General features: G+C 55.1%; 11 protein-coding genes and 1 pseudogene. 1 reads left to right on the top strand and 11 read right to left on the bottom strand.

What is annotated here, in order from left to right; genetic code table 11:
• Window positions 1-393: 393 nt before the first annotated feature.
• The 11 genes and pseudogenes from RCJ92_RS02500 to coaD all read right to left on the bottom strand — a co-directional run.
• Window positions 394-1,530, bottom strand: a pseudogene (locus RCJ92_RS02500) (IS3 family transposase); the annotation flags it as partial.
• A 506-nt stretch (window positions 1,531-2,036) separates the two neighbouring features.
• Window positions 2,037-3,281 (bottom strand): stealth conserved region 3 domain-containing protein, encoded by a 1,245-nt coding sequence (locus tag RCJ92_RS02505; protein WP_446753683.1) that lies wholly within the window; start codon window positions 3,279-3,281, stop codon window positions 2,037-2,039.
• A 194-nt stretch (window positions 3,282-3,475) separates the two neighbouring features.
• Window positions 3,476-3,934 (bottom strand): adenylyltransferase/cytidyltransferase family protein, encoded by a 459-nt coding sequence (locus RCJ92_RS02510; protein WP_446753684.1) that lies wholly within the window; start codon window positions 3,932-3,934, stop codon window positions 3,476-3,478.
• 68 nt (window positions 3,935-4,002) lie between these two features.
• Window positions 4,003-4,887: a glycosyltransferase family 2 protein gene (locus RCJ92_RS02515; RefSeq protein ID WP_446753715.1), complete on the bottom strand. Its 885-nt coding sequence runs from the start codon at window positions 4,885-4,887 to the stop codon at window positions 4,003-4,005.
• Between the two features lie 38 nt (window positions 4,888-4,925).
• Complete coding sequence (locus tag RCJ92_RS02520) at window positions 4,926-5,744, bottom strand: CDP-alcohol phosphatidyltransferase family protein (protein ID WP_446753685.1); 819 nt, start codon at window positions 5,742-5,744, stop codon at window positions 4,926-4,928.
• Window positions 5,734-6,780, bottom strand: coding sequence for a glycosyltransferase family 2 protein (locus tag RCJ92_RS02525; protein WP_446753686.1), 1,047 nt, complete (start codon window positions 6,778-6,780; stop codon window positions 5,734-5,736). Before RCJ92_RS02525 ends, RCJ92_RS02520 begins: the two co-directional genes overlap by 11 nt.
• Before the next feature lie 3 nt (window positions 6,781-6,783).
• Entirely contained in the window at window positions 6,784-7,662 is an 879-nt protein-coding gene (locus RCJ92_RS02530) for an ABC transporter ATP-binding protein (protein WP_246049812.1), read from the bottom strand.
• Entirely contained in the window at window positions 7,652-8,500 is an 849-nt protein-coding gene (locus RCJ92_RS02535; protein WP_054820473.1) for an ABC transporter permease, read from the bottom strand. Before RCJ92_RS02535 ends, RCJ92_RS02530 begins: the two co-directional genes overlap by 11 nt.
• 142 nt (window positions 8,501-8,642) lie before the next feature.
• Window positions 8,643-9,605: an LCP family protein gene (locus RCJ92_RS02540; RefSeq protein ID WP_446753687.1), complete on the bottom strand. Its 963-nt coding sequence runs from the start codon at window positions 9,603-9,605 to the stop codon at window positions 8,643-8,645.
• Between the two features lie 233 nt (window positions 9,606-9,838).
• Window positions 9,839-10,741: a UTP--glucose-1-phosphate uridylyltransferase GalU gene (gene galU, locus RCJ92_RS02545; protein ID WP_446753688.1), complete on the bottom strand. Its 903-nt coding sequence runs from the start codon at window positions 10,739-10,741 to the stop codon at window positions 9,839-9,841.
• Between the two features lie 84 nt (window positions 10,742-10,825).
• Window positions 10,826-11,296 carry a pantetheine-phosphate adenylyltransferase gene (gene coaD / locus RCJ92_RS02550; RefSeq protein WP_446753689.1) on the bottom strand — a complete coding sequence of 157 codons (471 nt, stop codon included), beginning with the start codon at window positions 11,294-11,296 and terminating at the stop codon, window positions 10,826-10,828.
• A 115-nt stretch (window positions 11,297-11,411) separates the two neighbouring features.
• Between coaD and RCJ92_RS02555 the strand changes: the two genes are divergently transcribed.
• Entirely contained in the window at window positions 11,412-12,617 is a 1,206-nt protein-coding gene (locus RCJ92_RS02555; RefSeq protein WP_446753690.1) for an aminotransferase class I/II-fold pyridoxal phosphate-dependent enzyme, read from the top strand.
• Window positions 12,618-12,619: the final 2 nt, after the last annotated feature.

Raw genomic sequence — 12,619 nt, forward strand, 5'->3', positions numbered from 1 at the left:
TCTTTGATCTGAAAGCACTCATCTCCTGTTTGTTTTTTATCCAATTTCTTCTTGACCCCTCCAAGACAGAGAACATGACCCTTCAAGCGGCTTTGCTGCCCTATAGTTCATTTTAGTACTACTCTATGTGAGCAAGAAACTGGAGGGTTATCGGTTAGCGCTTCCAGAAGGACCTAAGGCGTTAGCCCCGGTAGTCTTACGATAATTACCTCCTCAACAGCCAAAAGGAGACCTGATCTGAAAAGTAGAGCGTCTAAGCTTCAATACCACCGATACAAGGATCCACTTTCACTTCGGTGTCTTGGCAGTTCCGAATATTCACTGGCAATCTGGTGCCTACATGTCACGGCTTGACTCACACGGGTCTGGTGCGGGAGGAAGTGTCAGTTCCTGTTAGGCCGCGAGGGCCAGGTCCTTGCTCATCACGGTCTCGAACTCGATCGGAGTCAAACGCCCCAACCGAGCCTAACGACAACGCCGGTGATACGTCCGCTCGATCCACGTCAGGATCGCGATGCGCAGCTCTTCGCACGAGGCCCACGAACGCCGGTCCAGCACGTTCTTCTGCAACAGACTGAAGAACGATTCGATCGCCGCATTGTCACCGCACGACGCGACTCTTCCCATAGACCCGACGTGATTATTGCAGGCGAGCTCGCGACGCAGTTTCCTGCTTCGAAATTGCAATCCTCGACCGGAATGGACGATGCAACCCTTCACGTTGCCGCGTCTGGCCATAGCGTTTCGGAAGGCGCGCACGGCAAGCGAGGCTTTCATCTTTGAGTCAATCCAGTAGCCGACAATCCTGCCACTGAAGGCGTCCTTCACCGCACAGAGATACAGCTTACCTTCCGCGGTTTTATGCTCAGTGATATCGGCCAGCCAGGGCTGGTTCGCACTGTCTGCGACGAACTGATGGCGTTCACGACCGTCCTCGTCGATGACGACGCAGAGGCCGTCGTGAACGGCGGGGCCGGGCTTCTTGCCGTTCTTGCCGCGCTTCTTCCCGAACACGCTCCACCAGCCATTCGACGAGGCAATCCGCCACGCGGTTCAGTCTGACATGACTTCGCCATACTCAACGCGGGCCTCGTCAGCCAGGAGCCGGTACCCGAACTCGGGGTCCTCGCGATGAGCGTCGGACAACGCGTTTGCGCGGTACGCCTCGTCGGGTTCGCGCCGCGTGATGGGATTCTTCTTCCAGCGGTAATACGGCGGGCGGGCGAGCTTGAGTACCCGGCACGACACCGCGACGGGGGATTGCGTCTTCGGCGCGCTCGGTCACGAGCGGGTACATCATTTTCCCCGCAGATGAGCCGGTCACAGATACACCCTCGCGCGGCGCAGGACTTCTACCTCTTGCTCGAGGAGCCGGTTGCGTTTGCGCAGCTCGCGCGGTTCCGCGGACTCTGACTTCGTCTGGCCAGGCTGCTCGCCAGACTCGATGCGGGCCTCTTACAGCCATTTGTCCAGGGTTCTAACATGGACGCCGAACTCTTTCGCGACCTGCGCAACCAGACGCCGGCCTCGCGGTTCATCGCGACGCGCACGACGTCATCGCCGAACTCCTTGGGGGAAGAGCTTAGGCATAGCGGCACCCGTTCATGCCAGCCTCCTCGGCTAGCTACGTTCGATGTCACCTACTCCTGCACCAGACCCGAACGTGGTCAGATCCGAAGGGGTAAAGAGCAGTATGGGACAACGTCGAGGTCTTTCGAAATGGAGTGTGTAGGAACCTCCATTCTCGTGAAGACCTCGACTTTTTACTGTCTCACGGCACGCCCAGAAATTAGATCATCGCCATCGCTGCCCTACGCCCTCGGCCGAGAAGGGCCACAAAAGGCCGGCCGCTTCTTCCAAGAGGTCTACCTCATCAAAGAACTGCCTGACAGGAGTCCCTTTCAGACGGATACCACAACCATCACCATCAAATGGAATGGATGAGCACCATCATGGCTATCGAGGCAGAAAATTACTACTGTTTAGCTGGCGACGAGCCGATGACACAGAAGTATTTGGTGTCGAAACCGCTAAAACTACTTCTCGAAAGATGAAGCGATCGGGAAGCTGGCACTCAAAAATTCACTCACGACGTGTGAACGCCGATTGGGGTCGGCAGCTGATAGAACCTCGTTTATACAGAACATGTCCAGACCGCTATTACGGGCAAGACGCAGCATGTCCAGGTGGAAGCTGTCCGTCCCGATGTCCACATACTGGTATTTGACCGATGTGGGGTAACCCATGCCCAGTCGCGCGGCATACTGGTGTGCCAGCGAGGAAGGGATAGACAAGTCGGTCGCCGCGCGGAAATCATGAGTGGCGATCTCCGCGATTCTCGACCCGAGGTCTTTGTGGATGCGGCGGTGAACATCTAAGCGCTGTGGATGCGCAACGTGCTGGAACTTGCGCGAGGTTGTGCGGCCGAAGTGCTCCAGGATGACTTGCCGGTTGTTGGCCGCAGCTTGGTTGATCGGCAGACCGAGATCCTCGGCTTCGGCAAAGTGTCCCTTTGTGAGGCAGTACTTGGCCTGCCCCACGGGACCGAAGAAGGTGTTAGGGTGCAGATACCGTCCAAAGAACACGTCGTCATTGACGTAGAGGAAGTGCTCACTGAGCCCCGGGATGTTCGCCAGTTGCGATTCGATGGCGTGCGAATTGAAGGTGGGCAGACATTGGTCAGGGTTGCTGAAGATTTCGCGGTGATCCACAACGTTTAGCCGGGGGTGCTCCTCGGCCAGCCAAGCGGGGCGTTGGCCAGCGGTGACCAGGTAGATCTTGTCGATCCAAGGCAGGTTCATCTCAAGGGAGCGCAGCGAATAGCGCAACTCGTCACGGGATGCGAATCGGGCCAGGTTTACTGCACTGTCCCCTGCTGGACGGGCCGCGGCTCGCAGCTGCTGCTGGTAAGAGCCGTACCAGACGGGGTCGTTAGCATCCACCCAGGTATAGACTGCGTCTACCGTCCCGTTGAAATCCTGCGCGTCAACCAGCGCTTCCAAGCCCCCAGGGAAAACCTGCCAGACGGCACCGCATCCGCGTAGGTCAGCGATTCCTCCGGTTGGAGCGGCAGAGGTGCAGACGCTCCAGGCCGCCGCGGCAGCATTGGAGTGGGCGTCGTGCAACCGTTGAACTCGTAGCCCGGCGGCTGCCAACGCGTGATGTAGCCGTTCCCAGTTCGCTGTATGAATTGTGAACGGCAGGCCCGGCGCGGCGCGGTCGAATTCAATACCGAGCTCCGCTGCGAGCGCTGTTGAGTCCCGTTCGGCGTTCTCACGCAACTGAGTGATGGTTTGCCCTCTCGCCCCTGGGGCGACTTTTAGGGTCGCTCCAAGTATGCGGCGTACCAGCGGCTCGGGCAGGTTGCGCCCGATCTTCCCCCGCCATCCTGCTAGCATTTCGAGTACCTACCTGTTCTAGTCCGGATCGGATGCGACCGCCGTGGGATGAATGGATCCCGTCAACCTCAGCACGGCTAGCTCAGCTCCTTGACGATCTGGCTCAGCGTATCAAGGGTGTTCTTTAGCGACTCCACATGGCGTTCATCAAACTCGCTGAGCACGCGCTTCATCTCAGTGGTGGATATCCCCGAAGTGCGTGGCAGGTAGAAGACCTCCACTAGATCCTCAAGGTCGTCGAAGCGGCCCTTCCAGTCCTCGCCGATACCGAAGACGTTCACGTCGTATTTGGCGATATCGGTGCGCTTCTGACCCCATGTCATTTCAGGGATGGCCTCGTCGACGTAACGGATGGAGCGCACGATCTCGATACGCTGCTCGAAGGGCACGATCGGTCGTTTGCCTTTTAGGGCGTTGAACTCGTCGGTGGAGACTCCCACAATGAGCCGTTCGCCTTTTTCCTTCAGCCGTTTGAGCATGTTTAAGTGGCCGATGTGGAACAGGTCGAAGGTCCCGTAAGTTAATACGGTTTTCATTTTAGGTTCGCCTTTCAGACATCGCGGCTGATTCTCCCAATCTAGTCGGTGCGCTCGCAAACGCTAAATCAGATGAGCGGTGGGCGACCGGCCACGCTCATGCGCAGGATCGTGGCCCAGCGAATTTTCCTGCGCGGCTGCTGGTACCAGGGGCTGCCTTTCCAACCAGCCTTCCAACCGGAGAGGTACTGGCGCACAGCCGACTTGTTCCGACCGAGCCGTAGACATTCCACCATTGCCCAGTCCACGGTGTACAGCCAGCGGAACGGCAGGGGCAGGTTGCGGCGCGCCAGCCAGACGCGGTTGCGCGCGTTCAGGCGGTAAAATTCGTCGTGTCTCCGAGGATCGACCACGGGATGCCCGATTCTCATATCGCCCGCATACCACGCGTATCTACCCGTGTCCCAAACACGCCATGCTAATTCGATGCCCTCGTGGGCGTACCAGAAGCCACCCGCCCATCCTCCGGTTTCTTCGAAGACCTCGCGGGGCATAACTAGGCACGTTTCTCCGACGTGGAATACCTTGCTCGGTACTTCAGCAGATCGCTTGTTCAAGCGCGGAATCCAACGTGTAGGATCATCGTCACGTTCTGGGTCGGTGATTCTAGGCTGTAGTAGCCCCATGCCCGGATGGAGGCGGAATCGTTCAATGGCTGAGGTTAGAAAATTATCTTCAAGGAACCAGGAATCATCATCAAGGAAGCATAGGAATTCGCCTGAGACCATCGGTACACCGGCGTTACGTCCGGCCGGAATTCCCAGATTCTCTGGAAGGAAAAGAGTCCTGATCGAGGCGGGGATTCTTTCAGGGTCCCATCCATTTCCCACCACCACCGCATCGATATTTACGCCTTTTTGGCTAAGAAGAGAGTTGAGTGCACGCTGTAATTCGGCTGGTCTCCTCCCCATAGTCAGAATAACTACCCCCACCGACGGTGGCACTGCATGCATCACGTTCCCCTCACGACTCATAGTTGTTTTAGGCTTTTCTACTTAAGGCGTGAAGACGCCATTGAAGAGATGAAGTGCCCAATGTTCACTAGGAATGTGGCTGGCAGAAGGATCCAAATCACCCATTTCTCCCCCAACCCCGGTTGGCCGAGAAAGGCTGACACCACGGCGCTAAAGAGTATGATCAAGCTAAGCTCCACAGCGTGCAATAGCTTATGAAAAGGGAGAAATTTGGCCATGGCACGCAGCCGACCGATGAGACTGGTTGTCGGTACCGCTCGCGCTTCAGCGGTATCAGGCAGCTTGCCTAACCCAGCCATTCCACGTGCGGCATGAACCATCAACGATTGAGAGCGGTTCAATACGAGTAGTACGGCCAAACACGCTGCCATGAATAGAGTGGGCCACGCCTGGGAGATTGTCGTTCCATTAGCAGAAAGTTCCCGGAATGCTCGATACCCTAACGCAAGGGGAATGAAGGCTTCGGTAGTGTGATGGCCGACCATGTCAATAAAGATGCCTTTGGGAGACTGACTCGATCTCCAACGGGCTACCTCACCATCCGAGCAATCAAAGTAAAGCTGCAACTGCGACAGCAAGAGTGCCAAAACCGGCCCCCATACGCCGGGGATCAGGAGCGCCAATGACATGCTCCACCCAGCGAGAATCATCAGGCCGGTGACTCCGTTGGCCGTAATTCGAGTGCGCACTAAAACAGCGGTTAGATAGATGGAGACATGCCGAAGGTACAGTTCGGCGGTCCAATGTTCAGCATTCCGCCGCGAGCGGACCTCAGGCGGCTGACAAATCTCGCGCAGTTGCTCGAGCGTTGGATTCTTTGGTCGCTCAACGTCCATGGTTCACTCTGCCTCTATCAACAGTGTTTCCCGCACCGAGAAGCAGTCCGCGCACATACCCAAGAGCCCAGGGAAAGTGAATGGCCGGGAATACCGCCCCTGTGAGAAGCCTTTCACTCGTTCTTGGGGCCTGGCCTCGCATTCCCTCACATACAGCTAGTCCTCCGTAAACATAGGGAGCAGCAGAAACCAAGTTCAAAAAACGCCTCGCGCTGGACGGCCCCGATCTTTTGACCATGGGCCGCATTAAGTTTGCGACGACGCCAGCGGTTACACCGACTACCATCAGCGGCGGTATTACATGACGCAATGATTTTCCATCGCGGTATCGGCGAGCAATTTCCGCTCTCCAGGTACCGGAGGCAAATGACTGGGAAACCAGAGCACGGAAAGTGTCACGCGGATAGTAACCTACTTTCAGCTCCGGATCGAACCAAACTCTGTAGCCCGCTTCCCTGATTCGGTGGCAGAGCTCCCAATCTTGAGCTCGTAGCATGGACTCATCGTAAAAACCCACTTCGTCGAAAACTTCGCGCCGAAAGATTCCGAGATACGCAGACTCGGCTGGACCTTCGGGCGCACCGGAATGGTACGCGGCCCCACCAAAACCAAAGCGTGAATTATAGGCAGCCGCAATGGCGCGTTGTAGCGGGGTTCTGCCGCGAGCGTCCATCAACCCTCCTACATCGTGTGCCTGGACCCGGAATAGTGTCTCGACCCCTCGACGCGTGTAATGCTCCGGCAACTCACTGTGGGCATCGACGCGAATGATGACCGGATAGCTCGAGGCTCGTATCGCCAGATTCAAGGCAATTGGCGTTCGCCCCTCCGGATTTTGCACGAGAACGATACGCTCGTCTGTCTCCGCAAGGCGCTGAGCGACCTCGTTGGTTCCGTCCACACTTGGCCCTAGAGCAATAATCAGTTCCTTTGCCCCTGGGTAGCTCTGGTCAAGAATTGAACCAACGGCATCTACTAAATAATTGGCCTCATTGAGCACAGGCATGACGTATGAAACACCTGGAAAATTAGTCATACGCTACTTCTTGAATTTCTCGTACGCCTTGATGACGGTATTCGGGTCACCGTCCATTTTCTGCACGCCCTTTTCAATCCAGATCACACGATTGCAAGTTTGCCGGATCGATCCCATCGAGTGGGAAACCAGAAAGATCGTTCCTGCGTTCTCGCGCATTTCCCGGATTTTGGCCTCACTGCGTTTGCGGAATTTGGCATCTCCTACAGCTAATGCTTCATCAACGATCAAAATATCGTGCTGTTTGGAAGCTGCAATGGCGAATTTCAGACGCGCACTCATGCCAGACGAATAAGTTCGCATTGGCAGATCGATGAATTCTTCTAGCTCTGCAAACTTAGTGATGTCCTCACGCATTTCTTCCACTTTTGGTCTGTCATAACCAAGTGCCAGCCCACCGAGGGTGATGTTCTTATCGCCTGAAAGGTCGGGAATCAACGCAGCACCTACACCTAGCAGATTCGGCCGCGACGTCGCATACACCGCTCCTGAAGATGGCGGAGTCAATCCTGTAATAGCTCGCAGAAGTGTGGACTTTCCAGACCCGTTGGTCCCGATAATGCCGATCGATTCGTTCTCGTACGCGACGAACGATATCCCCTTTAGAGCGTGAACGGTGCGCAGTCCCCTCATCTTTGTCTGTAGAAGACGACGTGCTCCGGCATTTCCCACAGACTTTCCGCTGGAGTAGACCTGATACTTGACGTGTAGGTTGTCTACAATTACGACAGGGTTTCGGTTGGGATCGATCTCCAGGGAGGACTGCTCCTCCTTTTCTTGCCCTTCACTGGCCTCAAACGTCGTGGCATCTGAGAAAACAGGTTCGGGTTGATATTCGGGGTGCAGTTGCGGATTGATTAGGTCATCGAAACTAATTGACACGGCCGTAACGCTCCTCGGCTTTCCAGAAGAAGATGAGACCAAATATTAGAGTTCCGATCGCCCACGCTGCGATAACAAACCATGCTCGGGGCTCATACGGAACGCTGTCCATGATTAGCGAGCGGGCGAGTGTTAGCGTCTGATAGATCGGGTGATACTCAAAGACAGAGATCATCCACGGCCACGATCCCAGGAGTCGATCAACACTGAAGAGAACGCCAGAAGTGTAGAAGAGAACGCGACCGATCAGTGGAAGGATATTGGTGAAGTCCCTAATGTGAACAGTGATTCGCGCGCAGATGAAAGCAATACCCATGTTAAAGACAGTAAAGAGCAGAACTATCGGGACGATTGCAAACCAGCTCCACTTAGGCATCGATCCCAAAATCACCGCATACAGGAACATTACTACGAGCATCGGCATCAGAGTTAGGAAGTTCTGAGTAACCTGCGCGACGGGCAACGACATTCGAGGAAATGAAAGCGACTGCACGAGCGCAGTGTTGCCGGTGATTGACTTTGCTCCTCCGGTCATAGACGAGCTGAAGAACTCGAAAAGGAAGACGCCAATTACTACGTAAATGGGGAAATCAGCAGGGCGACTACCTCCCTGCAGAACTCCGAAAATGAATCCATACATGAGAGCGTTCAAGGTTGGCTTGAGGACAACCCATACCATACCCAAACGATTGCGCTCATTTTGGGATTGGACGCGTGCCTTCGCAAGTTCATAAATAAAGGTACGCCGCTCCCAAGTCTGCTTGAGATAGTTGCCCAGCGATGGGCGAGCGCCTACCCGGTGCAAACCATGTTGTTCGGCAACCTCGGCAACTGTCATGTTCGTTCGATTCCTCTTGCAACGCGTAAAGATCTAATCGTAAAGTCAATTAGGACAGCTCAAAGTCTAGTTGATAGCGCCATCTAGACGCGCAATCACCTCTGAGTTGCGTTAGTGACTCATCTCGCACTAAAGTTCGATATTAATCGGGGGGCGGGTTCTCAGCCAGGTACTCGCTCATTTTATCGGTGCGTAGCGCCTCGCGGATCCGAAAGATTGCTTTCTCGTTCGCTAACTCTATTGACTGTCCATCAGGGCTGATTGAGCTTCCAGCGGTGGGCACTGTGAACATTTTAAGTTCTTCTGCACCCACATTCTTAAGTTGCATGCCTAGGCCGACCATTGTCGCAGCGTCAAAAGATTCATCAAAGGTCAAATACGGAGAAACCTTGTCCACCAGGTCATACACCTTGGCCGGATTGGTCAATACTCCGGGTGCCAACATCTGATCGACCGCTGCCGAAATAAACTTCCTTTGGTTCCGTACACGTTGGTAATCGCCATCGGTGAAGGATTTGCGTTCGCGCACAAACCTAAGAGCCCGATCCCCTTCTAGGGTAATTGAACCTTCAGGGTAGTAGTAATCAGTATCGTTAGCGGTAAATGCGATGTCGTTATCAACGGTGACTCCGCCTAGCGCAGTGCTCAGCTCCCGGAATCCCTCAAAATCGATCATCGCAACGTGATCGATCTTCGTATCAAAAGTTCCTTCCAGCGTCTGCATGAGTAGTGGGACACCGCCCAGGGATATCGCAGAGTTGAGCTTATTCATTCCGTGGCCCGGAATCTCAATCCAAGTATCGCGGACCAACGACATGACGAAGACTTCATCCCGGGTTTCCGGGATATGCACCAGCATCATTGAATCGCTGCGTTGACCGGCCGCTTCGGTAAGAGAATTCGCGCCAGCGTCGGCTTCGTCACTGTGATCCACGCCCAGCAGCAAAATATTCATTGAGCCGTCCTCAGGATCCTTAACTGGACGAGCTTCTTCCTCCTCAGGCGTGAAATCAATCGAAACTGTGCTTTTCTGCGAATTGAACTTATGGCTGAGGTTGAACAGATAGTAGCCTGCACCGAGCGCCGCCACCAGCACCAGGCTCACAACAGAAAGAACAATCGCCCGCACTCTACGCCGACGACGACGTGCGGTGCCGAATCGGACGCTACGTGAAGCGACTTCCGTAGATCCACCCTTGCTCTTATGGGACATCCAATACTCCGCTTGTCGGCTGTTTCTTGCTCACAGCGAAGCTACTATACTTTTCACTCTCGTTGCCGCAAATGAAAAGGCTACTCAACATAAATGTGATTATGCTGAGTAGCCCCTCCAAGATCCTAGTTCTCCATACTCGCAGCGAACTCCCGAAGCCACGGCTTCAGTCCGTCGCCCAGTTCGTCGTGCTCTACAGCCAAAGAGATGATCGCCTGCAGGTAGCTCAACTTATCACCCGTGTCGTAACGGCGACCGCGGAACACCACCGCGTACACGCCTGCACCATCACCATCGGCGGCGGCAAGTTCCTGAAGCGCATCAGTCAGCTGAATCTCGTTGCCACGCCCTGGTTGCGTGTGCTCCAGAACCTCGAAAACGCGCGGGTGGAGGAGGTAACGCCCGATGACAGCCAGATTGCTAGGCGCTTCCTCCACTGCTGGTTTTTCAACCAGTCCGTTGACCTTAACGTAGCTCTCCCCGTCAATCTCGGTGACATCTGCGCACCCGTATGCGCTGATGTTTTTTGGATCGACTTCCATTAGTGCGATAACCGAGCCACCAGTACGCTCTTGAACCTCGATCATCGTGTTAAGAACCTCATCGCGCTCATCGATGAGATCGTCGCCCAGAAGAACGGCGAATGGTTCGTTGCCAACATGCTTCTTCGCGCATAGCACTGCGTGCCCAAGACCCTTCGGATCGGTTTGGCGCACGTAGTGGATGTCTCCCAGTGCCGTAGCTTCTTGAACGCTGCGAAGCTTAGCTATGTCTCCCTTGTCTTCCAGCGTCTGCTCCAGAGCCGGAACACGGTCAAAGTGATCCTCGAGAGCACGTTTGCTACGTCCGGTAATCATCAAGACATCATTCAATCCAGCGTTCACTGCTTCAGCCACCACATATTGGATAGCAGGGCGATCTACCACAGGGAGCATTTCCTTTGGCATGGCCTTAGTTGCCGGCAGGAAACGCGTTCCTAATCCGGCCGCTGGTATTACCGCTTTAGTTATCCGGCGCTGAGAATTCATACTGTGAGACCTACCAATCTGTTAGTTGATGAAACTGCAATATAGCAGCCTGTGCGTTTGCCCCTCCCAGACGCTGCGGGAGACTCAGAGCTTTGCAATCCGCTTCATAACTGCTCGGGGAAAATACTCTGAAACGTTTCCACCCAACGCCGAGACTTCCTTGAGCAATGAGGAAGATAAATGGGTATACCGGGTGTCCGCCTGCAGGAAGACCGTTTCAACTCCGGTCAGGTGCCGGTTCATCGTTGCCATCGGGATTTCGTACGCGTAGTCAACAGTGCTGCGCAGCCCTTTGACAATGGCCTCCGCTCCCTGTTCTTTACAGAAATCGGCAAGCAAGCCATTGCCCATAGGCATCGCAGATACCCCTCTCAGGCCACCGAGAGTCTCGTCGACCATGACCACGCGTTCTTCCTCACTGAACAGGTATTTCTTAGAATAATTCGTCGAGACGGCAACGATTACCTCGTCAAAAAGACTCGCGGCGCGCGCGATGATCTCTACATGACCATTATGGATGGGATCAAAAGATCCGGGGCAGACGGCTCGACGCATAGTCTGAATCTATCAAGAATCCGGCAGGCAACGCCGAAGCCTCAGTTAGTGGCGTGTAACAAGACAAGACGCGGCAAGTGTGAATTCCGTTCCAGAGCCGCGCATAATGGTTCCCATGACGACACCTAGCCCATGGTTGCGAACCGCACTTGGCGCGAATCTGGTTGATGCCCGTGGCCAGATGGGCCGCACCATTTTTGAAGAGATCACCGCGCTTGCATCCAGACATGGGGCGGTTAACCTCGGTCAGGGTTTCCCCGATACCGAGGGCCCGCAAGAAATCCGCGACATCGCCATCCAAGCAATCGCGGACGGTGCGAATCAGTACGCTCCGGGCGGTGGGATTCCAGCATTGCGTGAAGCAGTTGCCGAGCACCAGCACCGGTTCTACGGTCTCACGGTGGATCCCGGAAGCCAGGTGGTAATAACTACTGGTGCGACGGAAGCCATCGCGGCTTCCGTCCTTGCCTTTACGGAACCCGGCGACGAAGTTGTCACTTTTGAGCCCTTCTATGACTCGTACGGCGCGACGATTGGGTTGGCTAATGGGGTTCACCGGGTCGTGCCGCTGCGCCAACCTGATTTCCAACCCGATCTGGATGAGCTAGCTTCAGTGATCAACGACCGCACACGATTGATCATCCTAAATAACCCCCACAATCCAACCGGCGCCGTCTTCAGTCCCAACGTTCTACAACGCATTATCGAGTTGGCCCACCGGCATGACTGTCTGATCATTTCGGATGAAGTCTATGAACACTTGACCTTTGGGGTCACCCATACCCCCATTGCTTCCCTGCCCGGAGGATTTGAACGAAGCATCACCATTTCCTCGGCAGGCAAGACCTTCTCCTTCACGGGGTGGAAGGTGGGCTGGGCCACCGGCCCTGAGCACCTCATCGATGCTGTAAGGACAGTTAAACAATTCTTGACTTACTCTTCAGGGCCAGCATTTCAGCACGCAGTTGCCCAAGCCCTGCAACTGCCCGCCAGCTACTTCGCTGATTTCGCTTTAGGTCTAGCTGCTCGGATGGAGCAGCTGGCAGTTGGTCTGGAAGCAGCGGGTATGACGGTCCTGCGTCCTCGCGGCACCTACTTCCTCGTAGCGGACATTGCACCGCTTGGGCTAACGGACGCGGTAAATACCGCCCGTCTCCTGCCGGAGAGAGCGGGCGTGGCTGCCATTCCACTCTCGGTGTTCTGCAAGGACACGCAAGATAAACGTAGCTCGACGTTGTTGCGCTTCGCGTTCTGCAAACGTCCTGAAGTGCTTCAGTTGGCTATTGAGCGCTTGAATTCGCTGCAAACGAAACTGGGTTGAGC

Source organism: Glutamicibacter sp. BSL13, from assembly GCF_052928425.1.